We start from the raw sequence: 25,697 nt of genomic DNA, 5'->3' as shown, positions 1-25,697 counted from the left end.
TCCCACGTAGGTCTATTCCCTTTTCACTGTAGTTTTTTCAGAGCAGATGCGTTGCCAAACCGAGCGTTCTTCTAAACCGCGTTGAAGACTGCCGGGCGCTTGTTTATAAACGCCTGCATGCCCTCCTGTTGATCCGGCGTCGCGAACAGCCCATGAAACAGTCGGCGCTCCAGGCGCACGCCATCGTGCAACCCAAGTTCCAAGGCTTGCTCAACCGCCTCCCGCGCCGCCCGTGTGGCGGTGCGCGAGAACCCGGCAATCTGTGCAGCCACCGCCAGCGTCTGCTCCATCAAGTCTGCCGCCGGGTACACACGCGACACTAACCCGGCCTGGAGCGCCTCTTGAGCCATCATCGGCCGTCCGGTCAACACCATGTCCATGGTCTTGGCCTTGCCGACCAGCCCGGTCAAGCGCTGGGTCGCACCCATGCCCGGAATAACGCCCAGTTTGATTTCCGGCTGGGCAAAGGTCGCCGTATCGGCGGCGAAAATCATGTCGCACATCATCGCCAGCTCACAGCCGCCGCCGAACGCATAGCCGGCCACTGCGGCAATCGTTGGCGTGCGCCGGCGGGTAAAGGCTTCCCAGCCGACGAAGTAATCCTCGTCGAGCATGTCCAGGTAGGACTTGGTACTCATCTCCTTAATGTCGGCCCCAGCGGCGAAGTATTCAGGCGTGCCGGTGATGACGAAACAGCCGACCTGCGGGTCCTGGTCCAGCACTTCCAGACGGCTGATCAACTCCGTCATCAGCGCCGAACTCAACGCATTCTTGACCTGGGGGCGATTAAGCCTGACCAGTACCACTCGACCATGACGTTCTATTAATACATTCATAAAAACCTCTGCTGATTAATGTTGTGTCTCAATGCCGCCGTTTCAGGAATCCCAGATCGCGCCATAAGCCGGTATGCCACGGGCTTCCATTTCATGCACCACGCGCTCGGTCAACGCCTGGTTGGCGATACAGATCACCGCTTCTGCACCAAAGGTTTGCACCGCGCCGTAGGCCAATTGCACCAAGTCCGGTTTACCACGCTCATCGGTGTCCCAGATCAATGCCCCGGGCTGAGCACGCAGGATTTCGTCCACCAGTTCATCGCCATAGGTTTTGCGCGGGCTGCGGGTAGACCAGATCAACTGGATCGGCACTTGGGCGGCCAGCAAATGCGGCATGACCGGGCCGATCCCACTGCCGGTGGCGATATACACCACTGACTTGAACAGGGTTTCCACATTAGCCACGCCCGCCGTGGTGATGCCTTTGACCCACACGTGGCTGGGCAGGTCTTCGATGAAGCGCCCAGTCCAATCGCCCGCACGCGATATGATCAGGCGAAACCCCGCCGCCTCTGGTGCAGGAATATTGGCAAACGAATGCCACTCCAGCAGAGGGTTGCGGCTGATCGCAGTGGATGAACCGGCGAACGGCGTGGTGTGCTTGAAGCGCGTAATCACCGCATGCCCGGAAGGCCGTGTGTGTTCAACGGCGACCTTGCGCAGACGCAACCATGGCAGGGCAATACTCAACGTCAGCAGCACCAGCATCCAGAATGATCCACTGTGTAATAAGCTGGTCGAAGTCTCGCTGGACGCCAGTAACGTCAACGCCCAGAACAGTAACAGCGCGCTCCAGCCGGCAAACCGATGGACCCGCTCGAAGCCATTATGGAATCGGCTGCGAATCCACGGCTGCGCCATGCTCACCATCAACAGCAACAGCCCGAGCAACACACCCGTGAGCCACAACCAGGCTGACGACACGCTATCGGGCTGGCGCAGATAGCGTGCAACCTGAACGCCGACCATCGCTATAAACCACGCGGTCGCCGCCAGGGCCGCGCCACTGTGCAGCCCGCCGAAGTGGTAAACCTTGGCCACGCTGCGCCGCACACGCAACGGCCAGGTAACTGGCACACGGGTTGCCAGCCAGAACAGTGCATTGATCAGGTAATGCTGACGAATCAGGATGGCCAGCGACAGGTTGATCAGCACCATGTCCGAAAGCCTTTCAACCGTAATGGCAGCAAAATCGACCGCCAACAGTACAAACACGGCATTAACCAACAACACCAGTGCCACCAGGCGGTTGTAGTAGGAAAACACCGGCAGTGCAGTCCAGCGACGCCACAACGCCGGTTTGGGTGGCACAACGGCACGGGTCAGTGCATCAAGCATGGCGAGCCACCTCGGCCGCGAATGCCTGTTGCAGCAACAAGGCCTTGTCGATTTTGCCCCTGGCGGTCAGCGGAAAAGCCTCCACCGCGTAGATGGATGTCGGCACGCAGTAGTAGGCCAGGCGCTCCTGGCAGCGGGCTCGGCACGACTCGACGTCGGCACTGACGGGCGAGACGAAAGCCACCAGGTTACGGCTGTCCAGCTTCAAAGTGACCGCCCGCATGCAGCCATCGCCCGCCTCCAGGGCCGTAGACACAGCGTCCAGTTCCACACGAAAGCCACGCACCTTCACCTGATCATCGACGCGCCCCAAGTGTTCCAGTTGACCGTCTGCCGTCCAGCGCCCCAGGTCCCGCGTGCGAAACATCATTGCGTCACCGCCCATAAAAGGGTCCGGGCGATAGCGCTCCTGGGTCAGCTCGGTATTGTTCAAGTAACCGGCCGTTACCCCGACGCCGCCGGCCCACATTTCACCGATCTCACCCAGTTCACAGGCGCGACCGTGTTCGTCGAGGACATACACGGTGTTATTCGGAGTCGGTTTGCCGATGGTCAACAACGTGCCGGGCACATGCCGGTGCAACGTGTTGACGATGGTGGTTTCGGTAGGCCCGCAGCCGTTGTAGAACGTGCAATGTTCGGCCCAACGCTCGGCCAGCGCTTGAGAACAGGGCTCACCTGCCACCGCAACCACCTTCAGGTCAGGACACTGCGCCGGGTCAAGGTTCGCCAGTATCGAGGGGGTGGCGATCAGCACGTGGCATTGCGCAGCGGTTTGCGCAATGTCTTTATCACGAATCAGCAAGGTCGCCCCATGGGCCAAGCAACCGAGGATTTCCCAGGCGGCCATATCAAAGCCGATATTGAGGATTTGCCCCACGTTACGACCCGGCGCCATGCCCATCTGCCCCGGCTGCGTGAGCAAGATATTGCACACGTTGCGGTGGCTGACACACACACCGTTGGGCCGCCCGGTCGTGCCGGAGGTGAACAGCACGAAACACAGGTCATCGGTGTCGGCAGCGGCGAACACCTGAGTGTTGTCCTCGGCGACCCAGGGCTCTTCGGCCAGGAACGTGTCCAGGCATACACTGCGCTGCGTCGCATCGGCCGGCAGGCGATCGGCCAGGTTCGACAAGGTCATAATCACCGGACTGGTCAACGACTCCAGCACCATGCCCAATTGCAGCGTCGGCACGATTCTGGCGTCTTGAGGCACATACGCAGCGCCCACCTTCAACACCGCCAGAAGCCCTACCAGCATGGGAATCGAACGCTCGACAAACAGCCCCACTGTGTCGCCGCGCTTCACGCCCAGATCAATCAGGCGCACGGCCAATCGATTGGCTTGACGGTTGAGTTGTTCATAACTGATACGCTGTCCCGCCCACACCGCCGCAATCGCTTGTGGCGTCAACGCCGCTTGCACCTCGATGGCCTGGTGTACGCGGTCGTGGCCCGGCTTGGCCGATGGCCCGCCCCCCCATTGTTCAAACACGATCCGCTGCGCGGCAGGTAAGTGAGCCAGCGCGGGGCGGCGATAAAACTGTTTATCGGTCGGAGAAATGGTCATGCCTGCACCCTCATCAATTAACCGCAGAAATTGTTCGCGGTTGTTACGAGGGTTGATTGAGGTGTGGGAGCGGTATTACAGGCCCGAGTGCATTGCAGATATCCCCTACAAAAGAGCGCAATATTCCTATAGTTATTGATGGAATAACCTACGTCGGCCGGCGTCTTCCTCTGCACAATTGACCAGAACCCACGCCAATGCACGAACTCGACGATCCGTTACGTGAACTCATCCCCAGGCTGCGACGTTTTGCCGTGTCCCTGACGCGTAACGCCAGCAGCGCCGACGACCTAGTGCAGTCCACGCTCGAGCGGGCGCTCATCAGCTGGGCCGACAAACGCCTGGAAGGCGACCTGCGCGCCTGGCTGTTCTCGATCCTCTACCGCCAGTTCCTCGACGCCCACCGGCGCAGCCGCCGTTATGCACGCATGCTCGAATTCTTCACCGGCCGTGACGATGCACAACCCTCGGTGGAGCGCACAGTGATGGCCCAATCGACCCTGCACGCCTTCGACCAACTCAACACCGAGCAACGTGCACTGCTGCTGTGGGTGTCGGTCGAAGGGTTAAGTTACAAGGAAGTCGCCGAGATCCTGGCGGTACCTGTAGGCACCGTGATGTCGCGCCTGTCCCGTGCGCGCCAGGCCTTGCGTCAACTCAGCGAAGGCGAAATTACCAGCCCTGCCCTGCGGATACTCAAATGATCAGCCTGCCCCCCAGCGAACGCGATTTGCATGCCTACGTCGATCACCAACTGCCCGAGAGCGACCGCCGTGTGCTTGAAACCTGGTTGGCTGCCCACCCTGAAAGGGCCGCCCAGGTACATGCCTGGCAACAGGATGCACAAGCCCTGCGCGCCGCCTTGAGCGGAACCTTGCAGCAACCGGCCAACCCCGACCTCGACCCGGCACTGATTCGCCAACGCATTCGGCATCAATCGCGCCGCCACCTGGCCAGCGCCGCCGTGCTGCTGATCGCAGTCTGCCTCGGCGGACTTGGCGGTTGGCACGCGCGCGAAGCGACCCAACCATCGATGTTGCCGATGGCCGACGCCATGCAGGCGTTTCGCCTGTTTGCCCAGGACGGCATCATGCCCGCCGACTTCAGCACCGAAGATGGCGGCACTATGCAAGCCTGGCTGGATCGCTATTTCAACCAGGCCCATCGCCTGCCCGATTTGAGCCAGGCCGGTTTCAAGCCCGTGAGCGGGCGCCTGCTCACCACTGAGCAAGGTGCGGCGGCGATGGTGTTGTACGAGGATCAGCAAGGCCATCGCATCAGCTTTTACATCCGCCCACCGGGACCGGAAAACGGCTTTTTGCCGCGCGGCAGCCGCAGCGAAGATGGGTTGCAGGCCGATTACTGGTCCGGTGGCGGGTACAACTATGCGATGGTCAGCCCGGTGGATCAGGCGGCTACGCACTTGCTCAAGTTCTAGAGGATCAAGACCGGCTTTTGTGGGAGCGGGCAAGCCCCCACATTTTGACCGCGTGGACCTTCAACGGACGCGGCGTTAAAAGCCCACATCCAGCACCACATTATCAATGTAGGTGCCGCCCGGCGGCGTGGCTTGGTCAGTGTAGATCTTGGCGTTGTAGTTGAACACTTGGCTGCCGGTGCCCAGGCCGTTGCCGGGGTTGATCTCGGCCGAGGAACTGGCCCGCCGTGCTGCGCCCACACTGCCCCAGCGTGTGGTGCCGGCACTCATGAAGATGTCGTAGGCCAGGAAGCTACCGCCGGAAATCATCCGCCGCCGTCCGCCCACGCTCACCGGGTTCTGCCCATCACTGAGGCCGACGGTGTAGGCACTGCCCTTGGTGCAGGCCACACTGGCCTGGCCGTTGACGGTGGCGAAGGCGCTGACCACCGGCGCACTGCCGAACGCAATCGGCGGCGTGGTGATCTGGCAGTCGTTGACCACCGTCATGCTGACGTTCAAGGTCGTGGTGCCGTTGTTGATCTCACGGCCCAGACAGGCCCCAGCAATACCAATGCCCGAGCAATAGTTCCAGTTCCAGAAAATACTCAGGGTTTCGCTGTACACCCCCGACGCCACGTTGCTGCCAAGGGTGGTGGCGAAGTACAGCGGCACGACTTTGGTGCCCGGCCCGAACACCAGGCCAAGGGAGGCGGCAATGCCGCCACTGCCGCCAAAATCGAACGCGGTGCCGCGTGTCATCGGGAACGCCGTGGTGTTGTTGGCATAGATCGTATAGTTGATGACATCACCGGTCGGCCCCACCAGGCCACCTTGGGGCGAACCACTGACGGTCGCGTAAAAATGGTCATTGGAGGCCAACACCGACAATAGCGCCGGCGTGCAGCTGAAGCCGGCATTGGTGGTCGAACTGGGCTGAGAGGTGGTGCGCACGGTCATCGAACTCACCGTCGTGCCAAAGCTGGCCGGTACGCTGGCCACCACCGAGCACACGGCCTGCACCTGCGCCGACACGCCCAGGCTTGCCAGCAACAGGAACCGCAACAGCCATTCCTTGACCCGCACACGCACACTCCTTATGTCATTGGCACACCAGTGGCCCGATCAGTGGCACCTGGGCCTGGGTGGTATCCAGCTCGAACATTGCCTGGCAGGTCTGGCCGTTACCCAAGGTGACTTGCAAGGTGTTATGGGCGGCCAGGTTCTCCAGGTACACCAGGCCGTCCCACCCCACCACCGCCTGCGCGCCGCTTTGCTCGTGTCGCACCTGGCTGCCCAGTGGCAAGTCCTGGTGCTGGGCGTCGACCAAGGTGATGCTCGCCGCAATCACCTGGCGCACCGGGAATTCCAGCAAGTAGCCACTGCCACGGCGCACGGCCACCCGTTGCTCGACGTTGGGCACCTGCACGTTCGATGGCAGGTTCAGTGGGTCGATCTCATATTTGGCGCGGTAGTAAGCACTGGTCCACGGCACCAGCAAGTGCCCGTTGCGGTCGGTTTCGCCCACCACCTGGTTCTCGTAGCGCACCGGTACACCACTGACCCCATCGGTGCTTACCACCACAAACGCATCGTTGACGCGGTTGGCGGCAAACATTTGATTGTCCATCCACACCAACGAACCACTGGCGTCCGCCCACCGAGTTTCCGCGTCGCTGCTGCCGTACACGCCGGCCTGCAACTGCACCGACTGCAGGCGCCAGGTCAGGTCAGCCTGGCGATAAGCCGGCCCATCACCGCTGGCGTAACCCAGGTTGAAGCCAACGCCGCCTTCGGCCGGCACTGCTCGGCTGTAGTTGACGCGCTGCTGGCTCGCGCCGGTTTTACTGCGCTCGGTGCCCACGCTGAGGCTGCCGTAGACGTCGAACGGCACCACCACCTGCGCCTGCACCGCCCAGCTGCTATCACCCACTTCATGGTTGGCCGACAGGTAAAAACTGCTGTTGCGCCACAACGGCTTGCTCCAGGTCAGGTTCACCAGGCGGGTGCGCGAATCATCCGCCGCCTGCACATCGAAATAGCCGACGCCCAGGCTGCCAAAATTGTTCAGGTTCAGGCTCAAGGTCGCCTGCTGGCTGCGCTTGCTGAGGCTGGCGTAAGGCGTGTCGATCAGGCTCAAGTCGGCGTATTGCTCACGGCGCTCGACTCGTTGATACGAGAGGCTGTAGCGCTGGTTGCTGTATTGGTAGCCCAGGCTCAGTTGCTGGCCGGTCCTGCCGTCGTACTGGCTTTGACTGACGGCGGTATTGAGCACGCCGAAGTTACCGACCCGCAGGTTGCCGCCGACACCGCCCAGGGACAGGTCACTGGAGGCTTCGGCATGGCTTTCGAGGGTAAATGCATCCGAGATGCCGTAGCGAAAGGTGCCGCTGGCCACGCCAGGGCCATAGCCAAAGTCCCGTATGGTGTAGTCGCGGCGCAAATTACCCGCCGCCACCGAGAAGTCCGACAAGCCCTTTTGCAGCAAGGTACTGGTGACATAGAACGGCACCGTGGTCGACACCTGCCGGCCCAGCGCATCGGTGGTGACCACCACCGCCTCGCCGGCGCCGTTGATAAACGGCACGTTGGTGAGGGTGTACGGCCCCGGCTGCAGATCAGCACTGCTGGATTTATAGCCATTGATAAACAGGTCCACCGAAGACGGCACCGCCGCCTCCCCGGCAAACTGCGGCAGCGGGTAGGTGACCAGGTCCGGGCGCACGCCAAAGTCCCGCGACAGCTGCACACCGCCCAGGCGCACCGAGGTGCTCCAGGGCAAGGCGCCGCTGATCACATCGCCGGCTTCATAGGTCAACAGGCGCTCATCGTCGGAGAACCGCCAGGTGGTGTCATAGCGCCGATAGCCGTTGTCGAGCGAGCTGCCAGCGGTTTCCCGGCCAATGGTGGTGCGGTATTGGCCGGTGTTGGACAACGTGCCCCAGGTATCGAATAGCCGCACTTCGTTGAAGATACCGAGGTAGGTGCCCGCATCGTCCGTGTTGTTCAGGTAGGCGTCATAGTTGAGCAACGCGCCGAAGCTGGTCAGCGCCTGGGTGCGTGGGTAGTTGTTGCGGCTGCCGATAAATTGCTCCGGCAGCCAGGCCGGCGGCACGCTCAGTACCAGGCGCTGGCCCTGGCTGTCGTAATCGGTGTGCAGGCCAGGAAAGCTTTCCAGCGCGACTTCGCCAGGCACGGCACCAGGCAGCTTCACACCGACTTCCTGCAACACCGACGCAGGCAAAAACAACTGCCCGGCACGCTGATTGACGGCGACCACACGGCCGGTGTCCATCTGGTTGACCACCAGTTCCAGGAACAACTGCGCATCGGCAACAGCCTCCATACTGCTGGGCGGGGGCGGCAACGGCGCAGCGAAGCCCGGCGGCGCCAGCACCCAGCCAGACAAGCCGCCCACCACCCACACCGATCGCCATAGACATCGAGCCCGATCCTGGCTCACCAAGGCTTTGTGCCCATCAATGGACATCTCCATCCGTTGTTAACACCAGGGCCTACTCCATGCCCTGCCACACTGAGTTAGCGTCCTGGCGCGAGATTCTCCACTTGCGTTGCCCCATTGATGCGCACCTGCAGCGGCTGATCGGCCGGCAAACCATCCGGCACCGGCCAGCGCATGGTCGCGCCCGGCAGCACATAGCCCATCAAGCCCTCTACCAAGGGCCGCGGCTGGCCGCCCTGCTTGAAGGTGGCATCGGTGAGGCGCGCATGCACGGCGCCCTGGTTGCGCATCTCGACGTAGTTGCGCCCGCCCACGGTGACTTTTTTCCAGCTTAAATCCGGCTTGCCGGCGGTTTTCGGGTCACGGTCACGGGTGCCGTCGACCTTGCTCCACAGGCCTGGACCGTAGGCAAACAATGGCACCGAATAACGCATCTGGAAGCGGATAGCAGCGGCGGTCTTGCCATCCGCCGGAGCCGGCGGTGGTGTGGCCGAAGGGATCTCATCGATGATGATGCGATAGGCCAGCTCCTGGCCGGGCGGCACTTCTTTGGTTCGAGTCAGGCGCACCAATTGCTTTTGCCCAGGCTCGATTTTCGCCACCGGCGGGCTGCCAATCACATCGCGCTGGTTCTGGTATTGCTCGTCAAAACCGCTCTGGGTCCAGGCAAACACGCGGATCTGCAGGTTGGCGGTCTCGGTGCCGCGGTTCTCCAGCCACAGCGCGCTGGCCTGTTGATCGGCTTCCAGTACCGGGTCAATCGGCCAGATCAGCACCGAGCTGGCCGCCTGGGCCTGCCCCGCCGCCAACATCAACAACCCGCTCAAACCCGCTGCCCACCCGTGCCGGGAAGCTGCACACATAGATCTCACTCCTTATACCGATCGCCTTACCACGACAGCTGCACCTGCAACGTGTCGCTGTACGTCCCCCCAGGCTGGTTACCCGGTAATTGCACTCGCCCATAAATCGGCAAGGTGATGTTGTTGGCGTCGCTGTAGGCCACGCTCACGCTTTGGCTGATCCCCAGGCTCTGGCTGAACGCCGCGTCCCGAAACAACTGATAAACCACCTGGGCGGTGCCGCTATTGAGCTGCATCCGCCGTCCGCTGTTGTTATGCAACCCGCCATCGACACTCATGCTCAGCGCCACCCCCGGCGTGCATTGCAGGGTCACGCCGCCCGTCAGCGCGACAGACGCCGTGCTGGTGGCCAACGCCGAATAGGTGCCGAACGCCAGGCTGCCGTAATTGGTACCGCCGCCGACCACCAGGCAACCTGGCGTGATCGTCGCGCTGACCTGGAACGACTGGCTGGTCACCGCCAACAGCGACAGCGGCATTCCCCAGCCGATGCACACCGCCAACGCCGCACACCCTGCCCGGCCCATGGCACTTAGAACGTCAGGGTCACGTTAACCGTGTCGGTGTAAGTACCGGCCGGTAAGCCCGCCTTGCCATTGGCCTTGCCGTAGATATTCACGGCCTGGGCCACGCCAGTGCTCGGCGCCAGGTTGATCACCCCGCCGATGGCCAGCAGCGTCGAGTGGCCGCTGTCGGTGTAGAGGTCATACGGCACGTAATTGGCCACCCCGTCATACAGCGCGCGACCACCGCCCACGGACTGGCCGTCGTGGGCACCGGCAGACACCGTCAACGTCGGTGAAGTACCCGCCGAACACAGGATCGACAACGCCCCGCCACCGCCGCCCAGCACCTGGCCGTCGGCTTCGGTGAACAGGCTGTTGGCGGTACCGAAGTTCAAGTTACCGAAGCTCATCCCGCCGGTGGCTGCGGCGCCGTTGACCTGGCAGCTGCTGGTGAGCACCAGGGTGGCGCTGACCGTACCGGCCACCGTCGCCGCCTGTGCGCCCGACACCCACGCCAACGCCATCAATGGAAAAACCGCCTTTGCTATAAGTGCATGCATGATGTCCATCCTCATCGTTTACCAATCCAGAGTCACCGTCAGGGTGTCTGTGTAGATGCCGGCCGGTAAGGCCCTGGTATTCGCCACCACCGAGCCGAATACCGGGATCGGTACTTGTGTGCCCTTGGTCACGACGAAATTGCGTTGCTCGCCAATGCTGTAGCTGCGCCGGCCGAGCGAGTCAGCCGACAGTTGATAGGGAATGGTCTGGCGCCCGTTACTCAGGCGCCTTGTGGTGCCATCACCATGGGCGCCGCCGTCGATGGTCACGGTGAAGCTGCTGACCACCGAGGGGTTGCAGGACACCGACAGCGGCGCCTTGCTGCCATCGGTAACACCCGCACCCAACGGGTGGCTCCATGTAGGCCCCTGGGTGCCGAAATCCAGTAGCGCACTACCGCCGGCGGGGCTCACCGGCGCGCTCTCGATGTCTTTGCTCACCTGGCAACTGGCGGTGATGACCAGCCGAGCGTGGATCTGCCCGGCGACCGCCGCTTGGGCGTCATCGGCCAGCAGCAACAGGCCGCCCATGGCCGCCAGGGCCAAGCTGCGGCTTACCATGTGACGGTGACCTTGAGCAGGTCGGTGTAGCGACCGACCGCCGGGATGTCCTTGAGCGGCTCAATGCGCCCATACAGCGGCAGGTCGACACTGCCGGAGTCGGGCACACGCCCGCTCAGCGGTTCATTGACCGGCAAGGCGATACGCCGCGCGGCATCGGCATAGATACGATAGGGAATCGGTTTGCTCGAGGGCGTCGCAGCACTCAGGTAGCGCACTTCGCCGCTGCCGCCATGCAGGCCGCCGTCAACGCGCAGTTGGTAAGGGGTGTCGGGGTTGCACTCCAGGCGCGGTTGGCGCTGGCTGATAAGCGCCGCACTCAGAGGCCCGGCCGGGTCATCCAGACGCGGGCCGCTGCCAAAATCCAATACGCCAAGTTGCTCGATGCCCGCACTGCGGGTAGTGCCCACCAACTGGCAGCCCCGTTGCACGTCGATGCGCACCTCCACCTGGAGTTGCGCAGCGTAAACCGTGCTGCAGAGCATCGTGCCCATGACTGCCAAAACGCCTCGTCCCTTCACGGCCCCAAATCCTTGTACAGGGGTGATTGCTCTGTAAGAGGTTAGCCTCAAAGGGCGAAACTGCCAGTCTGGGCCGGGTGGCGGGCGTTACATGCCTTTTCGAGATAGCGGGGGGCGCCGTTCTGTATTGGTCAAATCGACGCGAGCGCCCTAAAGTGGGCAACCACCGACATACAGAGTGACGTGCATTGGTTGTGTTTTCCCTGATTCAGCGTCTGCTGGGTAAAAAAACCGCGCTGACAGGCGCCTCGCCTATCCCGGCGTTCTTTGAAAACAAGGCCCGAGACCAGGGCTATACCCTCAGCGCCGGCCAAACCCAGGCGATTACCGCCCTCGCCCGCGAAACCCGGCACCTGCTCGCCGGCCAGCCGACGCGCAGCCTGTACCTGCACGGACCGGTGGGGCGTGGCAAAAGCTGGCTGCTCGATGGGTTTTTCCAGGCGCTGCCGATTGCACAAAAGCAACGCGTGCACTTCCATGCATTTTTCACCCGCCTGCACCAAGGCATGTTCCAGCACCGCGAACAGGACGACGCCCTGGGCGTGACGTTGGACGAGCTGCTGGCCGATTGCCGGGTGCTGTGTTTCGACGAATTCCACGTCCACGATATCGGCGATGCCATGCTCATCAGCCGCCTGTTCCAGGCCTTGTTCCAGCGTGGCGTGCTGGTGCTGGTGACCTCAAACTACGCCCCCGACGGCCTGCTGCCCAACCCGCTGTACCACCAGCGCTTCAAGCCGGTGATCGACTTGATCGCCACGCGCATGCAGGTGCTGGAAGTCAGCTCGCCCGAGGATTTTCGCAGCTTGCCCCAGGCCCATGCCGAACAGCGTTTCACCGGCGGCCAGTATGTATGGCCCGGTAGCGCCGCCCAGCGCGAAGTCCTCGGGCTGCCCGCCACACCTGGCGCGGCGCAAACCCTGAAGGTCGGCAACCGCCGATTGCTCTGCCGCAGCCATCAGGCGCGCAGCATCGTGTTCACCTTCAACGACCTGTGTGAACAGCTCACCGCCGTGATGGATTACCTGTTGCTGTGCGAGGATTTCGACCACTGGGTCATCGACGGCCTGCCCTCCCTGGCTGACTGCCCGATCGCCGTGCAACAGCGTTTTATCAACCTGGTGGACGTGCTCTACGACCAGGACAAGCGCCTGACCCTGATCGGCCAGCAACCCCTGGCGCGTGCCCTGGAAGGCCAGGCCATTGACCTCGCCCGCACCGCCAGCCGGCTGAACCAATTACAAACGGTGTGCCCGCAACCCGCGCCCGACCCGGTATCATGAGCGCCTTTCACGCCCACCTTGCCGAGTGACCGCGCCGTTCATGAATACCCTCGCCCAACTCAAGGCTGGCCAATTGGCCGGTATCAAACGCCTGGACCTGTCTTGCGGGCTGACCGAATTTCCGCCGGAAATCTTCGAGCTGGCCGACAGCCTGGAAATCCTCAACCTCACCGGCAACGCCCTGAGCAGCCTGCCCGACGACCTGTACCGGCTGGCGCACCTGCGCGTGCTGTTCTGCTCGGATAACGCCTTCACTGAGCTACCCGCCTGCCTGGGCCAGTGCGCCAACCTGAGCATGATCGGCTTTAAAGCCAACCAGATCAGCCACGTACCCGCCGCCGCGCTGCCACCACAGTTACGCTGGCTGATCCTCACCGACAACTGCATCAGCCAGTTACCCGGCGAGCTGGGCGAGCGCCCACTCCTGCAAAAGCTGATGCTGGCCGGCAACCACCTGACGGACCTGCCGCATAGTCTGCTCAACTGCAAAAACCTCGAGCTGCTGCGTATCGCCTCCAACCGCTTCACCCAACTGCCGCCATGGCTGCTGACGCTGCCGAGCCTGACCTGGCTGGCCTATGCCGGTAACCCGGTGGAAATCGCCGTTGAAGTGGCGAGCGATGATGCAACGCCGAATATCCCTTGGGCTGAACTGGAACTGGGCGAGGTGTTGGGCGAAGGCGCTTCGGGGATCATCCGCAAGGCGTTGTGGAAGCCGCCAGCGTTGCCGGTCGCGGTCAAACTCTACAAAGGCACGATCACCAGCGACGGCTCGCCGCTGCATGAAATGCAGGCCTGCATCGCCGCCGGGCTGCACCCGAATCTGATCAAGGTGGAGGGGCGCGTGGTCGGCCACCCGGACGACCAGGCAGCCCTGGTGATGGACCTGATCGACCCGAGTTACCGCAACCTCGCGGCCTTGCCGAGCCTGGCGTCATGCACCCGCGATATCTACGCACCGGGTACGCGCTTCAGTGCCGAAGTGGCTTTGCGCATGGCACGCGGCATCGCCTCGGTGGCGGCGCATCTGCACCGACATGGCATTACCCATGGCGACCTGTACGGCCACAATATTCTGTGGAATGCGGCGGGTGATTGTTTGCTTGGGGATTTTGGCGCGGCGTCGTTCCATGTCACGGCAGACACGCAGGAAACCAGGGCGTTGCAACGCATTGAAGTGCGTGCATTCGGGGTGTTGCTGGGGGAGTTGTTGGAGCGGGTAGAAGAAGGCTTCAATAATGAAGCACTGGTGGCGCTGCAACAAAGCTGCTGCCAGCCCGATGTATTGGCGCGCCCGAGCTTTGAAGAAATCGAAGCGTTGCTGCACGCTCTGCCACACCACTAAACCAATGTGGGAGCTGGCTTGCCTGCGATAGCGGTGGATCAGTCACTGAGTAGGTGAATGTTCCACCGCTATCGCAGGCAAGCCAGCTCCCACATTTTTTGCCGGCATTTATTCAGCGATAAATCAGCCAGCCAACCCGACGAACATATCCTGCACGTCATCATGGTTGTCCAAGCCTTCCAGGAAGGCTTCGACTTCAGCCATCTGCTCATCGGTCAAACCGCTGACCGGGTTCTTCGAGATGTAGCCCAGCTTGGCCGACAACACGGTGAAACCCTGCTCTGGCAGTGCTTTTTGCACCGCATCAAGATCGGTGGTTTCGGTGATGAACAAGGTGCTCCCTTCTTCTTCGCCGTCTTCAAAATCCTGTGCGCCGGCTTCAATGGCGGCCATTTCCGGGTCGGCGTCCGGGCTGTCCGGCGAGGCTTCGATCAGGCCGACGTGGTTGAAGTCCCACGCCACGGAACCGGAAGCGCCCAGTTGGCCCTTACGGAAGGCCACGCGGATTTCTGCCACGGTACGGTTGATGTTGTCGGTCACGCATTCAACGATCAGCGGCACCTGGTGCGGGGCAAAACCTTCGTAGGTCACGCGGTGGTACTGCACGGTTTCGCCGAGCAGACCGGCGCCCTTCTTGATCGCGCGTTCCAGGGTCTCCTTGGGCATCGAGGCTTTTTTGGCCTGTTCTACCACCAAACGCAGGTGGGCGTTGGTCGCGGTATCGGCGCCGTTGCGGGCGGCGATGGTGATTTCTTTCACCAGCTTGCCGAAGATCTTGCCCTTGGCATTGGATGCCGCTTCTTTATGTTTGACTTTCCACTGTGCGCCCATGACTCACTCTCTTTTCGTCCATCGCGCCGAAACGTCTACTGGCCGGCGCTTTGGGGGCAGAGTTTATAGCGCAAAAACACTCTAATCCACCAAAAAACCGGCCAAGTGCCTCAGGTGCGCAAGGGTTTGATCGTGACGTTGCGGTCGGGCACAAAGTCGCCAACCTGCGCCAGCGCGGCGGGCCTGGCGTTCCAGTAAGGCATCAGCACCAGTGAAGAAAACAACGCCGCGCCGGCAAATACGATAAACACCGTGACCGTATCGAAGTAGCCCGGCAGCAGGCCGCCAAGGATCGCCCCCACCGAACCGCAACCGTTCACAAAGCCTGCGGCCGTGGCGCCGGCCTTGGCGGTGCCGAAGTCGATGGCCGCCGTGCTGCTGATCATCGAGTCAGGCCCATACAGCGTCAGGCCCATCACAAACAGCAGGGCCATCACCAGCATCACGCTACCGGTGTGCAGCGCGCCCATGAACAACGCCAGGGCCACGGTCAGCGCCAGCAGGCTGAGCACACAGGCCGGCATGCGCCGGGCGCCGAAGAGTTTGTCGGACGCCAGCCCGATCATGATCGGCCCCAGCAACCCGGCCAGCTCGAACGCCGTGGGCACGATGGCCGCACCCACCTTGCCCACCGAGGGCATTTGCTCGTAAACGATCACCGGCCCCCACAACAGGATCGCGTAACGCGCCGGTTTCAACAGAAAGTACGCCAGGCCCAAGACCAGCACCGTACGGTTACGCAGGATCGCGCGCAGCGGTTCCAGCACGCTGACTCGCTGTGTGTCGGCCGCCACGACCGGCTCCGGCTCAACAGCCGGCAAGCCGACATCCTGCGGTGTATTGCGCTGGAAGATAAAGAACAGCACAGCCACCACCGCCACCACCGCCGCGCTGGAAATAAACGCCGCATGCCACGTGCCGATCAGCGTGTACGCCCACCAGCCGGCAAAGGGCGATGCCACCAGGCCACCAAAGGCGTAGCACGAACTCCACAACCCCAACACCCGCCCGCGTTGCTGCGCCGGGAAGAAACTGCCGAGGTTTTTGCACAGCCCCGACCAGCCGGTGGACTGCGCCAGCCCCTGGATCAACATGCAACTGATAAAAATCGGCAAGGTGGCAAAGGTGCCCATCACCAACGCCGCTGCGGCAGAAATCAACAATCCGCCCAGCACCACCACCCGTGGCCCGAAGCGGTCCGCCAGCATGCCCCAGGTGAATTGCCCCACGGCATAGGCCGCCAGGTACAGGCCATCAAGGTTGGCCATCATCATTTTGTCGAGGGGGAAACTGGGGTCATCGACGATGCCCAGCTTGGCCACCGAAAACGCTTTGCGAGTGAAATAGAACGCGGCGTACGCCAGCCAGGTGATGGCGAAAATCTGCACGCGCCAACGCTTGATGCTACCCGTTTGGATATTCATTGTGGTTCTGACCTCAGGTGAGTGTGCCGGCAGGATCTAGAAGCAAATGCCTGTTGTTTTTATGGTTGAGCACTGCAATGCCAAGCCCTGGAGGGCGCGGCATTGGTCAGATGGGTCCGGTTTGCCAGAACCCATGGCCGCCGCGGTTGTAGGACTCAGCCGTCGGCGGTTGGCGTATCAAAGCAATGGCTGACTAATAGGTAAAATCGATTTATCGTATTTCACCTATAAGCTCAGCTTGTAAGAGGATCTGCGATGTCGGTTTCCCACGCCCAGCTCAAAGCCTTCCACGCCGTGGCCGTACACGGCAGTTTCACTCAGGCCGCTGAACGCCTGTTCCTGACGCAACCGGCGATTTCCGACCAGGTGCGCAAGCTCGAAGAACGCTTCGGCGTGCTGCTGTTTCACCGCAACAAACGCGCCGTGCGCCTCACCGACCTGGGCGAGCGTCTGCTCGGCATCACCCAGCGCCTGTTTGTGATCGAGGCCGAAGCCGAAGAGCTGTTGCAAGACTCCCGCGCCCTGCTCACCGGCACCCTCACCCTGGCCGTGGACGCGCCCGTGCACGTGTTGCCGCAGATCGCACGCTTCTGCCAGTTGTATCCGGGGATCAGCGTGAAGATCGAAACCGGCAACACGGATGAATCGCTGTTTCGCCTGTACAACTACCAGGCCGACCTGGCCCTGCTGGGGCGCGATGTCGACGATGAACGCCTGCTGTCGTTGCCGCTGCCCGATGAGCAGCTACTCGCCTTTGTGGCGCGCAACCACCCGTGGGCCGGGCGTGAATCCATCTGCCTCGCCGACCTGGATGACACGCCGCTGGTACTGCGGGAAATCGGCTCGGTCACCCGTCAGACCCTGGAGCAGGAAATGCGTCAGGCCGGGCTGCGCATCCGCCCGGCGATCCAGGTGGAAGGCCGCGAAGCCGCGCGGGAGGCGGTGGTGGTGGGGATTGGTGTGGGGGTGGTGTCGGCAGCGGAACTCGGCGCCGACTCGCGGGTGTATGCCCTGCCGATCCGCGATTGCAGCCAGCGCATGAAGGAAACGCTGGTGTGCCTCAAGGAGCAGAGTTCGCGGCGGGTGGTGGCGACGTTTCTCGATATTGTGCGGGACAGTTTGCGCTGAGTTTTAGGGCCTCATCGCGGGCAAGCCCGGCTCCCACAGTTGACCGAGTAGTACCTGAGTAACCGGACCAATGTGGGAGCCGGGCTTGCCCGCGATGGCCTCGACTCGGTCTTCAACTCAAGACGCCAACTCAAAGAACGCCTGAATCAGCCGCAACGAGCGGCGCCGCTCCATACAGCCGAGCATATGCCGGTTCAACAACCCATCGCCCTGAATCGTCACGGCCTGCACACGCGGGTCCTGGCTGACTTCCATTGACGACACCACGCCTACGCCCAACTCGGCCGCCACGGCTTCGGTCACCGCCTCGCGGCTGTCCAGTTCCAGCAGCACCTTGGGCTGCACACCCGCAGCTCCACACGCATCATCGAAGGTTCGCCGCGTGATGGAGCTGGGCTCGCGCAATACCATGATCACCTCGTTGAGCTGTTCCAGGCGAATGCCCTTGGGCAGTGCCGCCCACGGGTGGCTGGCCGGGACAAGCGCGCAAATCCGCGACTCACTCAAAGGCTGCAGGTGCAGGCCATTGCGCGGCTCCACCTCCGTCAGCACCGCCACATCCGCATGCTCGGAGAGCAGCGCCGCCAGGGTTTCCTGGGCATTGCCCAGACGCAGGTTCACGGTGATGCCGGGGTAACGGGCACGCAGGCTGGCGATCATCGGCATCACCAGATGCGGGCCGTCCGCGGCCACTTCCAGGCGTCCGCTGAGCAACTGCCGATTGGCTTCGAGCAACGCCTGCGCTTCATCCACCAGGCCGAAAATTGCCCGGGTGATCGCGGCCAGACGCGTGCCCTCCTCGGTCAATTCCACCCGCCGGGCGGTACGGCGCAACAGCGCGATCTGGTAGTGCTCTTCCAGGGCCTTGATGTGCCCGGTCACCGCCGGCTGGCTGATGAACAGCCGTGCGGCGGCACGGGTAAAGCTGCCCTCGCGGGCCACGGCATCGAATGCACGCAGTTGAAACAAATTCATAGCTATCGGCCTCACTGATAGCTCGCATAACAACAAACAATTTGATTGATGACAAGCCAAACTGCAATTTAGGCGCCGTAGCTTCACCCCCCAATGACCTTGCGAGGACTTGAGATGAGCACTGCCGCGCCGATCCTGCTAACCCCTGGCCCCTTGACCACTTCGAACCGCACCCGTCAGGCAATGATGGTGGATTGGGGGTCATGGGATGACCGCTTCAACCAACTGACCGCCAGCGTCTGCACACAATTGCTGGCGATCCTGCACGCCACCGACAGCCACCACTGCGTGCCCCTGCAAGGCAGCGGCACCTTTGCCGTCGAAGCGGCCATTGGCACCCTGGTGCCGCGCAACGGCAAGGTACTGGTGCTGATCAACGGCGCCTACGGCAAGCGCCTGGCGAAGATCTGCGAAGTGCTCGGCCGCGACTTCAGCACCTTCGAAACCGCTGAAGACGAACCCACTACCGCCGCCGACGTCGACCGCCTGCTGCACGCCGACTCGGCGATCACTCACGTCGCGTTGATCCACTGCGAAACCAGCACCGGCATTCTCAACCCGCTGCCGGACATCGCGCAGGTGGTTAAACAGCACGATAAACGCCTGATCATCGACGCCATGAGTTCCTTCGGCGCACTGCCGATCGACGCCCGCGAAGTGCCGTTTGACGCGCTGATCGCCGCCTCGGGCAAGTGCCTGGAAGGCGTGCCGGGCATGGGCTTTGTCTTCGCCGACAAACAGGCACTGGCGGGCGCCCAAGGCAACTGCCATTCCCTGGCAATGGACTTGTTCGACCAGCACAGCTACATGGCCAAGACCGGCCAATGGCGCTTCACCCCGCCGACCCACGTGGTCGCCGCGCTGCACGAAGCCTTGCTGCAATACCAGGAAGAAGGCGGCCTGCCCGCACGCCATCAACGCTATGCCGACAACTGCCGGACGCTGCTCGACGGCATGGCCGCACTGGGCCTGCGCAGCTTCCTGCCAGCGGCCATCCAGGCGCCGATCATCGTCACCTTCCATGCGCCAAAAGACCCGCGCTACCAGTTCAAGGACTTCTACGAGCGGGTCAAGGCCAAGGGTTTCATTCTCTACCCCGGCAAATTGACCCAAGTAGAAACCTTCCGCGTCGGCTGCATCGGCCACGTTGACGCGCAGGGCATGCAGGCGGCGGTCGAGGCGATCGGCCAGGTGCTGCAAGAAATGGAAGTGCTGGACATCTGATTGCCCCCATTACCCACAGGATTTGAACCATGAACTATCAAAACCCCAACACCCTCCAGGCCGTGATCCTCGACTGGGCCGGCACCGTGGTCGACTTCGGCTCTTTCGCGCCCACGCAGATCTTTGTCGAGGCGTTTGCCGAGTTCGACGTGCAAGTCTCCATCGAAGAAGCCCGTGGCCCGATGGGCATGGGCAAGTGGGACCATATCCGCACGCTCTGCGACCAACCGCAGGTCGCCGAACGCTACCGCAAAGCCTTTGGCCGCACGCCGACCGATGACGACGTGACCTCGATCTACCAGCGTTTCATGCCCTTGCAGATCGAGAAAATCGCCGAGCACTCGGCCTTGATCCCCGGTGCCCTCGACACCATCGCCCGCCTGCGTGTGCAAGGCATCAAGATCGGCTCCTGCTCCGGCTACCCCAAACAGGTGATGGACAAGGTGGTCGCCCTGGCCGCCACCAACGGCTACATCGCCGACCACGTGGTCGCCACCGACGAAGTGCCCAACGGCCGCCCGTGGCCCGCCCAGGCACTGGCCAACGTGATCGCGCTGGGCATTGACGATGTGGCGGCGTGCGTGAAGGTCGACGATACCGTACCGGGCATCCTCGAAGGCCGTCGCGCCGGCATGTGGACCGTGGCACTGACCTGCTCCGGCAATGCGCTGGGCCTGACCTACGAGCAATTTCGTGATCTGGACGCCACCGCCCTGGCCAGCGAGCGCACACGCATCGAGAAGTTGTTCGAGGGTTCGCGACCGCACTACCTGATCGACACCATCAACGACCTGCCTGCGGTGATCACCGATATCAACCAGCGCCTGGCCCGCGGTGAAATGCCGCAAAGCGACTGATTGAGATCAAAACAACAGCATTTACGTCAGGCGCACCGCTCAAAACCGGCATACAGTTATAGGATTCCGTCGCGAAAGAACGGAAGTATGCCCTGATGAGTGAGGAACCAAGCGATGCCGTGGAAAAACTCCGATACCCGCTACAGCACCATGTCGATTGCGCTGCACTGGTTGATGGTGGTGCTGCTGGCGGTGGTTTACGCCTGCATTGAGTTTCGCGGGATCTTTCCCAAAGGCAGTGGCGGGCGGGCCCTGATTGTAGAAATGCACTACATGTTCGGCCTGACAGTGTTTGTGCTGGTATGGCTGCGCCTGTTTGCCCGCACCTTGGGCGTTGCACCAAAGATCGTGCCGGCACCGCCGCAATGGCAATCGGCACTGGCAACACTGATGCATCTGGCGCTGTACCTGTTCATGATCGGCATGCCGATTTTCGGCTGGCTGATCGTCAGTGCCCAGGGCCATTCCGTGATGTTTTACGGGATCGAGTTGCCGCCCTTGATTGGCGAAAACAAAGACCTGTCCAAACAGATCAAAGAATGGCACGAGCTGGGCGGCACCGTCGGTTATTGGCTGATCGGCCTGCATGCCGTGGCCGGCCTGTATCACCATTACTTCATGCGCGATAACACCGTGTTACGCATGATGCCCAAGCGCTAGCTCTCCATGCTCCGGCGGCCTTGTAGGCCGCCGGTGTGCACGAAGATCAAGCGAGTGCCGGGGGCGAAGCGTCCGGCCTCGATCTGTTGCTTCAACGCCAGCAAGGCCTTGCCAGTATAGAGCGGCTCCAACGGTAAGCCGCCTGCCTGTTCCGTCGCCTGGATAAAATCGAGCAATAACGGGTCGACCTTGGCGAAGCCGCCTCGGCTCGCGTCCAGCAATTCATAGCCGTGCTGCACGATGGCCTGCACGTTCTGGGCAACCCCGTGATCATCCGGCACCGCCAAGGCGCCGAACACCGGATGCACGCCCGCCTCTGCCAGCGCCAACCCGGCCAGTGTGGTGCCGGTGCCCGCCGCCAACCACCACGCGTCGTAATCAGCCCAGCCGAGCCTGTTCAGTTGAGCGCGCACCTGCTCAACCAACACCCCGCAACCCATTGCGCCGGCCCTTCCACCGCCGCCCTCGGGCACGGGATAAAGATGGGGATACTGTTCGCGCCATGGCCGCCAGAAACCGGCGTCGTGACGCGCACGATAACCGCCGTACCCCAGCCAATGCAGGTGCATGCCGAAGGCTTTCAGATCAAGGATGGTGGGCGTGTCTTGAGGGTGGCCGCGCAACAGGCCGACGGTGGGGAAATCAAAATGTTTGCCGGCCGCCGCCAACGCGTGCAGATGGTTGGAATGAGCGCCGCCCAGGCTGATGATCCCATTGGCACCGGCCTGTTGCGCATTGGCCAGGTGCTGGGTGAGCTTGAACCACTTGTTGCCGCTGATCAGTGGATCGATGCAGTCCAGGCGCAGCACCGCCAACTCGACCCCGTTCAGCCAGTCGAGCTGCAAAGGTTCAAGCGGTGCCTGGGGAAACCAGTCGAAGGGACCCATCGGGGGATATCTGAATGAAAAAGGGGCGGTAGTCTAACACCGCCCCTTGGATCGTTTTACAGCGCGGCAGCCAGACGCGAACCCTGGTTGATGGCGCGCTTGGCATCCAGTTCGGCCGCCACATCGGCGCCGCCGATCAGGTGCACATTCTGGCCGGCCGCGACCAGCCCATCCTGCAGTTCGCGCAGTGGGTCTTGCCCGGCGCAGATGACGATATTGTCCACCGCCAGCACCTGCGGCTCACCCTCGGCGCCGATGCGGATATGCAGGCCATCGTCATCAATCTTCAGGTACTCAACGCTGTTGAGCATCTGCACCTGCTTGTTCTTCAAGCCAGTGCGGTGGATCCAGCCGGTGGTCTTGCCCAGGCCATCGCCGACCTTGGAGGTCTTGCGTTGCAGCAGGAACACTTCACGTGCCGGTGCGTGGGGTTGCGGCTTGATGCCGGCCACACCGCCACGGGCTTGCAGTTGGGTGTCGATGCCCCACTCTTTCCAGAACGCCTCGCGGTCCAGGCTGGTGGACACGCCCTCGTGCACGAGGAACTCGCAGACGTCGAAGCCGATGCCGCCGGCGCCGATCACCGCCACGCGCTTGCCCACCGGCTTGCGCTCCAGAATCACATCCAGGTAGCTCAGCACCTTGGCGTTGTCGACGCCCGGAATCGCCGGCGTGCGCGGCGCAATGCCGGTGGCCAGGATGATCTCGTCGTAATCGCCCGCCGCCAGTTGCGCCACATCCACGCGGGTGTTGAGGCACAGCTCGACGTGGGTGGTCTGCAATTTGCGCTTGAAGTAGCGCAGGGTTTCGAAGAACTCTTCTTTGCCCGGCACGCGCTTGGCGATATTGAACTGGCCGCCGATCTCGCTGGCCGAATCGAACAGGGTCACCTGGTGGCCGCGCTCAGCCGCCACGGTGGCCGCCGCCAGCCCCGCAGGCCCGGCACCGACCACCGCAATTTTCTTGATCTGCTTGACCGGCAGGTAGTTCAGCTCGGTCTCGTAGCAGGCACGCGGGTTGACCAGGCAGGTGGTCAGCTTGCCGCCAAAGGTGTGATCCAGGCAGGCCTGGTTGCAGCCGATGCAGGTGTTGATTTCATCCGCGCGGCCGGCAGCGGCCTTGTTGACGAACTCCGGGTCGGCCAGGAACGGGCGCGCCATCGAGACCATGTCCGCATCGCCTTCAGCCAGAATCTGCTCGGCTATTTCCGGGGTGTTGATGCGGTTGGTGGTGATCAACGGAATCTGCACCGCGCCACGCAGCTTGGCGGTGACCTTGCTGAACGCACCACGCGGCACCTTGGTGGCGATGGTGGGGATACGCGCTTCGTGCCAGCCGATACCGGTGTTGATAATGCTCGCACCGGCGCCTTCGATGGCCTTGGCCAGTTGCACGATCTCTTCCCAGGTGCTGCCGCCTTCCACCAGGTCGAGCATCGACAGGCGGAAGATAATGATGAAGTTCGGACCTACTGCTTCGCGTACCCGGCGCACGATGTCCACGGCCAGGCGCATGCGGTTTTCGTAGCTGCCACCCCAACGGTCGGTGCGATGGTTGGTGTGGGCGGCGAGGAACTGGTTAATGAAGTAGCCTTCGGACCCCATGATTTCCACGCCGTCGTACTCGGCCACCTGGGCCAGCAGCGAGCAGGTGACGAAATCCTGGATCTGCTTCTCGATGCCCTCCTCGTCCAGCTCCTTGGGCTTGAACGGGTTGATCGGCGCCTGGATCGCGCTCGGCGCCACCTGCTTGGGGCTGTAGGCATAACGACCGGCGTGGAGGATCTGCATGCAGATCTTGCCGCCCGCTGCGTGCACGGCCTGGGTCACAATCTTGTGCTTTTGCGCTTCTTCGTCGGTGGTCAGTTTGGCGGCACCGGCATATACGCCGCCTTCATCGTTCGGGCCGATGCCGCCGGTGACCATCAGGCCAACGCCGCCACGGGCGCGCTCGGCAAAATAGGCGGCCATACGTTCGAAGCCGCCGGGCTTTTCTTCCAGGCCGGTGTGCATCGAGCCCATCAGGGTGCGGTTGCGCAAGGTGGTAAAACCCAGGTCCAACGGGGCCAGCAGGTGCGGGTAGGCAGCAGCGGTCATGGTACAGCTCCACAACGGATCATCACGGGACGTGGCAGGCTCGAACGGCTTGCCATCGGTTTATGTCCCACAGACTAAGAGGCGATGGACGACCGCTCAATGACCGTAACTGACAAGTTATTGATCCAAATGCACAGTGCCCCTTGGCAAGCCGGTGCATCAGCCCTACCCTAGTCGGCGAACCCTGCACACGGTCTGTTGTCTGTTGCCCCATGCGTAAACTTCTAGCGTTCACCGTCTCCATGGCCCTGGTTGCCGCCATCGCCGCGTATCTGGTCTGGACCCAGGAGCGCCCCGTGGCGCATTACCTGTCGGACCTGCGTATCACCCTGGCCGTCAATGAAGGCGAGCCCGCCGACCGTGGCAACCTGCTGGGCATCCAACCCGAGCTGTTCCCTGCTGATTACCAGAGCCTGGAACGCTTGCACCTGAAACTCTCGGCCTACCTGCAAAAGGCCCGCGACCAAGGTTTGATCAACGCCAAGACCGTCGTCGTGCTGCCGGAACATATCGGCACCTGGCTGATGCTCAGCGGCGAAAAGAATGAGCTGTACCAGGCCACTCACCTCAAGGACGCCATGAATTGGCTGTCCGCCAGCAACCCGTTGCAGTTTGCCCGCGCCTGGATCAGCGCCAAAGGCGATAACCGCATGGACGACGCCTACCTGCGTATGAAGGCACCGGCCATGGCACGCGACTATCAAGTGCTGTTCGGCGGCCTGGCCAAAGAATTCGGCGTGACCCTGGTGGCCGGCTCCATCGCGCTGCCCAACCCCAGTGTCAGCCAGGGCCAACTGCACATTGGCCATGGCGCGCTGTACAACGCCAGCGTGGTGTTTGCGGCCGATGGCCTGCCCATCGGCGAGCCACAGCGCCAGCTTTACCCGATTTACGATGAGCGCGGGTTTATCGCCCCGGGTGACGAAAATATCGTCAGCGTGGTCGACACCCCGGCCGGGCGCCTGGGCATCCTGATCGGCAGCGACAGCTGGTACCCGGACAATTACCGCAAGCTCAACGAGCAAGGTGCGCAACTGGTGGCCGTGCCGGCCTTCGTCACCGGCCGCGACACCTGGGACCGCCCATGGCGCGGCTTTAAAAGCGTGTCCACGCCGCCGGAAATCAGCCTCAAGCCCGAAGAACTCAGCGAAGGCGAAGCCTGGCGCCGCCTCACCCTGATCAGCCAGCAGCCCATCAGCCAGGCCAGCGCCGGCATGAGTGTGTTCCTGCGTGGGCAGTTCTGGGACTTGGGCACCGCCGGGCACAGCTTCCTCAGCAACGACGGGCACGTCACGGCGGGCAACGACGCCCGTGGCGCGCGCCTGCTGAATATCTGGCTGTAACGC

24 protein-coding genes are annotated in these 25,697 nt (G+C 62.4%); 9 read left to right on the top strand and 15 right to left on the bottom strand.

Going from position 1 to position 25,697, the window contains the following annotated elements; translation table 11 throughout:
* Positions 1 to 71: 71 nt before the first annotated feature.
* Genes HX790_RS06910 through HX790_RS06900 form a run of 3 tightly spaced genes read right to left on the bottom strand, consistent with a single transcriptional unit; the run spans position 72 to position 3,750 of the window.
* On the bottom strand, positions 72 to 836 hold the full coding sequence (locus HX790_RS06910; protein ID WP_017136500.1) for an enoyl-CoA hydratase-related protein: 765 nt from the start codon (positions 834 to 836) through the stop codon (positions 72 to 74).
* A gap of 42 nt (positions 837 to 878) precedes the next feature.
* Positions 879 to 2,177: a hypothetical protein gene (locus HX790_RS06905; protein WP_099550039.1), complete on the bottom strand. Its 1,299-nt coding sequence runs from the start codon at positions 2,175 to 2,177 to the stop codon at positions 879 to 881.
* Positions 2,170 to 3,750: an amino acid adenylation domain-containing protein gene (locus HX790_RS06900; RefSeq protein WP_017136498.1), complete on the bottom strand. Its 1,581-nt coding sequence runs from the start codon at positions 3,748 to 3,750 to the stop codon at positions 2,170 to 2,172. The genes HX790_RS06905 and HX790_RS06900 overlap by 8 nt, the downstream gene beginning before the upstream one ends.
* A gap of 197 nt (positions 3,751 to 3,947) precedes the next feature.
* Between HX790_RS06900 and HX790_RS06895 the strand changes: the two genes are divergently transcribed.
* Both HX790_RS06895 and HX790_RS06890 read left to right on the top strand, forming a co-directional pair.
* Positions 3,948 to 4,454, top strand: coding sequence for a sigma-70 family RNA polymerase sigma factor (locus tag HX790_RS06895; RefSeq protein ID WP_099550038.1), 507 nt, complete (start codon positions 3,948 to 3,950; stop codon positions 4,452 to 4,454).
* A complete protein-coding gene (locus HX790_RS06890) occupies positions 4,451 to 5,188 on the top strand; it encodes an anti-sigma factor (protein WP_170040860.1) in 738 nt (245 codons plus the stop codon). The genes HX790_RS06895 and HX790_RS06890 overlap by 4 nt, the downstream gene beginning before the upstream one ends.
* A 75-nt stretch (positions 5,189 to 5,263) precedes the next feature.
* Here HX790_RS06890 and HX790_RS06885 read toward each other — a convergent pair whose 3' ends face one another.
* The 7 genes from HX790_RS06885 to HX790_RS06855 are packed head-to-tail and all read right to left on the bottom strand — an operon-like array spanning position 5,264 to position 11,605.
* Entirely contained in the window at positions 5,264 to 6,253 is a 990-nt protein-coding gene (locus tag HX790_RS06885; RefSeq protein ID WP_370589447.1) for a spore coat protein U domain-containing protein, read from the bottom strand.
* A 16-nt stretch (positions 6,254 to 6,269) separates the two neighbouring features.
* Positions 6,270 to 8,663 carry a fimbria/pilus outer membrane usher protein gene (locus HX790_RS06880; protein ID WP_169988189.1) on the bottom strand — a complete coding sequence of 798 codons (2,394 nt, stop codon included), beginning with the start codon at positions 8,661 to 8,663 and terminating at the stop codon, positions 6,270 to 6,272.
* A 44-nt stretch (positions 8,664 to 8,707) separates the two neighbouring features.
* Positions 8,708 to 9,493, bottom strand: a complete 786-nt coding sequence (locus HX790_RS06875) for a molecular chaperone (RefSeq protein ID WP_026013650.1) — start codon at positions 9,491 to 9,493, stop codon at positions 8,708 to 8,710.
* A gap of 26 nt (positions 9,494 to 9,519) precedes the next feature.
* Complete coding sequence (locus tag HX790_RS06870; protein ID WP_026013649.1) at positions 9,520 to 10,020, bottom strand: spore coat U domain-containing protein; 501 nt, start codon at positions 10,018 to 10,020, stop codon at positions 9,520 to 9,522.
* Between the two features lie 5 nt (positions 10,021 to 10,025).
* A complete protein-coding gene (locus HX790_RS06865; protein ID WP_026013648.1) occupies positions 10,026 to 10,559 on the bottom strand; it encodes a spore coat U domain-containing protein in 534 nt (177 codons plus the stop codon).
* 18 nt (positions 10,560 to 10,577) lie between these two features.
* Entirely contained in the window at positions 10,578 to 11,120 is a 543-nt protein-coding gene (locus HX790_RS06860; RefSeq protein ID WP_099550034.1) for a spore coat U domain-containing protein, read from the bottom strand.
* On the bottom strand, positions 11,114 to 11,605 hold the full coding sequence (locus HX790_RS06855; protein ID WP_169988243.1) for a spore coat U domain-containing protein: 492 nt from the start codon (positions 11,603 to 11,605) through the stop codon (positions 11,114 to 11,116). Before HX790_RS06855 ends, HX790_RS06860 begins: the two co-directional genes overlap by 7 nt.
* A gap of 224 nt (positions 11,606 to 11,829) precedes the next feature.
* Between HX790_RS06855 and zapE the strand changes: the two genes are divergently transcribed.
* Complete coding sequence (gene zapE / locus HX790_RS06850) at positions 11,830 to 12,924, top strand: cell division protein ZapE (RefSeq protein WP_017136488.1); 1,095 nt, start codon at positions 11,830 to 11,832, stop codon at positions 12,922 to 12,924.
* Between the two features lie 40 nt (positions 12,925 to 12,964).
* Positions 12,965 to 14,269 (top strand): protein kinase, encoded by a 1,305-nt coding sequence (locus HX790_RS06845; RefSeq protein WP_176991384.1) that lies wholly within the window; start codon positions 12,965 to 12,967, stop codon positions 14,267 to 14,269.
* A 123-nt stretch (positions 14,270 to 14,392) separates the two neighbouring features.
* Here the strand turns inward: HX790_RS06845 and HX790_RS06840 are convergent, their stop codons facing one another.
* Together HX790_RS06840 and HX790_RS06835 are read right to left on the bottom strand one after the other, a co-directional pair.
* Entirely contained in the window at positions 14,393 to 15,100 is a 708-nt protein-coding gene (locus HX790_RS06840) for a YebC/PmpR family DNA-binding transcriptional regulator (protein ID WP_056858461.1), read from the bottom strand.
* A gap of 110 nt (positions 15,101 to 15,210) precedes the next feature.
* A complete protein-coding gene (locus HX790_RS06835; protein WP_017136485.1) occupies positions 15,211 to 16,524 on the bottom strand; it encodes an MFS transporter in 1,314 nt (437 codons plus the stop codon).
* A gap of 255 nt (positions 16,525 to 16,779) precedes the next feature.
* Here HX790_RS06835 and HX790_RS06830 point away from each other — a divergent pair, with 255 nt between their 5' ends.
* Positions 16,780 to 17,652 (top strand): LysR substrate-binding domain-containing protein, encoded by an 873-nt coding sequence (locus HX790_RS06830; RefSeq protein ID WP_017136484.1) that lies wholly within the window; start codon positions 16,780 to 16,782, stop codon positions 17,650 to 17,652.
* A 117-nt stretch (positions 17,653 to 17,769) separates the two neighbouring features.
* Here HX790_RS06830 and HX790_RS06825 read toward each other — a convergent pair whose 3' ends face one another.
* Positions 17,770 to 18,627 carry a LysR substrate-binding domain-containing protein gene (locus HX790_RS06825; RefSeq protein ID WP_017136483.1) on the bottom strand — a complete coding sequence of 286 codons (858 nt, stop codon included), beginning with the start codon at positions 18,625 to 18,627 and terminating at the stop codon, positions 17,770 to 17,772.
* Between the two features lie 114 nt (positions 18,628 to 18,741).
* Between HX790_RS06825 and HX790_RS06820 the strand changes: the two genes are divergently transcribed.
* From HX790_RS06820 to HX790_RS06810, 3 genes are all read left to right on the top strand, one after another.
* The gene (locus HX790_RS06820; protein WP_017136482.1) at positions 18,742 to 19,851 is read left to right on the top strand and encodes a 2-aminoethylphosphonate--pyruvate transaminase; all 1,110 of its coding nucleotides are present in this window, start codon (positions 18,742 to 18,744) and stop codon (positions 19,849 to 19,851) included.
* Positions 19,852 to 19,880: 29 nt separating this feature from the next.
* The gene (gene phnX, locus HX790_RS06815; RefSeq protein WP_099550031.1) at positions 19,881 to 20,708 is read left to right on the top strand and encodes a phosphonoacetaldehyde hydrolase; all 828 of its coding nucleotides are present in this window, start codon (positions 19,881 to 19,883) and stop codon (positions 20,706 to 20,708) included.
* A 114-nt stretch (positions 20,709 to 20,822) separates the two neighbouring features.
* A complete protein-coding gene (locus HX790_RS06810; RefSeq protein WP_017136480.1) occupies positions 20,823 to 21,368 on the top strand; it encodes a cytochrome b in 546 nt (181 codons plus the stop codon).
* Here HX790_RS06810 and HX790_RS06805 read toward each other — a convergent pair.
* Entirely contained in the window at positions 21,365 to 22,255 is an 891-nt protein-coding gene (locus HX790_RS06805; RefSeq protein WP_176991383.1) for a 1-aminocyclopropane-1-carboxylate deaminase/D-cysteine desulfhydrase, read from the bottom strand. The genes HX790_RS06810 and HX790_RS06805 overlap by 4 nt on opposite strands.
* A 56-nt stretch (positions 22,256 to 22,311) precedes the next feature.
* Complete coding sequence (locus HX790_RS06800; RefSeq protein WP_099550029.1) at positions 22,312 to 24,351, bottom strand: NADPH-dependent 2,4-dienoyl-CoA reductase; 2,040 nt, start codon at positions 24,349 to 24,351, stop codon at positions 22,312 to 22,314.
* Between the two features lie 212 nt (positions 24,352 to 24,563).
* Here HX790_RS06800 and HX790_RS06795 point away from each other — a divergent pair, with 212 nt between their 5' ends.
* A complete protein-coding gene (locus HX790_RS06795; RefSeq protein WP_017136477.1) occupies positions 24,564 to 25,694 on the top strand; it encodes a carbon-nitrogen hydrolase family protein in 1,131 nt (376 codons plus the stop codon).
* Positions 25,695 to 25,697 lie beyond the last annotated feature (3 nt).

This window comes from Pseudomonas sp. IPO3747, assembly GCF_013385245.1.
Classification (GTDB): Bacteria; Pseudomonadota; Gammaproteobacteria; order Pseudomonadales; family Pseudomonadaceae; genus Aquipseudomonas; species Aquipseudomonas edaphica.
This window is presented reverse-complemented; position numbering and strand designations above follow the sequence as displayed.

What these genes read in the sequence shown, in the direction of transcription:
- HX790_RS06810 (WP_017136480.1), top strand. Translation starts at nt 20,823, where the DNA reads ATGCCGTGGAAAAACTCCGATACCCGCTACAGCACCATGTCGATTGCG.
- HX790_RS06860 (WP_099550034.1), bottom strand. Translation starts at nt 11,120, where the DNA reads ATGGTAAGCCGCAGCTTGGCCCTGGCGGCCATGGGCGGCCTGTTGCTG.
- HX790_RS06845 (WP_176991384.1), top strand. Translation starts at nt 12,965, where the DNA reads ATGAATACCCTCGCCCAACTCAAGGCTGGCCAATTGGCCGGTATCAAA.
- HX790_RS06880 (WP_169988189.1), bottom strand. Translation starts at nt 8,663, where the DNA reads ATGGAGATGTCCATTGATGGGCACAAAGCCTTGGTGAGCCAGGATCGG.
- HX790_RS06910 (WP_017136500.1), bottom strand. Translation starts at nt 836, where the DNA reads ATGAATGTATTAATAGAACGTCATGGTCGAGTGGTACTGGTCAGGCTT.
- HX790_RS06830 (WP_017136484.1), top strand. Translation starts at nt 16,780, where the DNA reads ATGTCGGTTTCCCACGCCCAGCTCAAAGCCTTCCACGCCGTGGCCGTA.
- HX790_RS06865 (WP_026013648.1), bottom strand. Translation starts at nt 10,559, where the DNA reads ATGCATGCACTTATAGCAAAGGCGGTTTTTCCATTGATGGCGTTGGCG.
- HX790_RS06895 (WP_099550038.1), top strand. Translation starts at nt 3,948, where the DNA reads ATGCACGAACTCGACGATCCGTTACGTGAACTCATCCCCAGGCTGCGA.
- HX790_RS06800 (WP_099550029.1), bottom strand. Translation starts at nt 24,351, where the DNA reads ATGACCGCTGCTGCCTACCCGCACCTGCTGGCCCCGTTGGACCTGGGT.
- HX790_RS06840 (WP_056858461.1), bottom strand. Translation starts at nt 15,100, where the DNA reads ATGGGCGCACAGTGGAAAGTCAAACATAAAGAAGCGGCATCCAATGCC.
- HX790_RS06795 (WP_017136477.1), top strand. Translation starts at nt 24,564, where the DNA reads ATGCGTAAACTTCTAGCGTTCACCGTCTCCATGGCCCTGGTTGCCGCC.
- HX790_RS06805 (WP_176991383.1), bottom strand. Translation starts at nt 22,255, where the DNA reads ATGGGTCCCTTCGACTGGTTTCCCCAGGCACCGCTTGAACCTTTGCAG.
- HX790_RS06905 (WP_099550039.1), bottom strand. Translation starts at nt 2,177, where the DNA reads ATGCTTGATGCACTGACCCGTGCCGTTGTGCCACCCAAACCGGCGTTG.
- HX790_RS06835 (WP_017136485.1), bottom strand. Translation starts at nt 16,524, where the DNA reads ATGAATATCCAAACGGGTAGCATCAAGCGTTGGCGCGTGCAGATTTTC.
- phnX (WP_099550031.1), top strand. Translation starts at nt 19,881, where the DNA reads ATGAACTATCAAAACCCCAACACCCTCCAGGCCGTGATCCTCGACTGG.
- HX790_RS06820 (WP_017136482.1), top strand. Translation starts at nt 18,742, where the DNA reads ATGAGCACTGCCGCGCCGATCCTGCTAACCCCTGGCCCCTTGACCACT.
- HX790_RS06875 (WP_026013650.1), bottom strand. Translation starts at nt 9,493, where the DNA reads ATGTGTGCAGCTTCCCGGCACGGGTGGGCAGCGGGTTTGAGCGGGTTG.
- HX790_RS06900 (WP_017136498.1), bottom strand. Translation starts at nt 3,750, where the DNA reads ATGACCATTTCTCCGACCGATAAACAGTTTTATCGCCGCCCCGCGCTG.
- HX790_RS06870 (WP_026013649.1), bottom strand. Translation starts at nt 10,020, where the DNA reads ATGGGCCGGGCAGGGTGTGCGGCGTTGGCGGTGTGCATCGGCTGGGGA.
- HX790_RS06855 (WP_169988243.1), bottom strand. Translation starts at nt 11,605, where the DNA reads ATGCTCTGCAGCACGGTTTACGCTGCGCAACTCCAGGTGGAGGTGCGC.
- HX790_RS06890 (WP_170040860.1), top strand. Translation starts at nt 4,451, where the DNA reads ATGATCAGCCTGCCCCCCAGCGAACGCGATTTGCATGCCTACGTCGAT.
- HX790_RS06825 (WP_017136483.1), bottom strand. Translation starts at nt 18,627, where the DNA reads ATGAATTTGTTTCAACTGCGTGCATTCGATGCCGTGGCCCGCGAGGGC.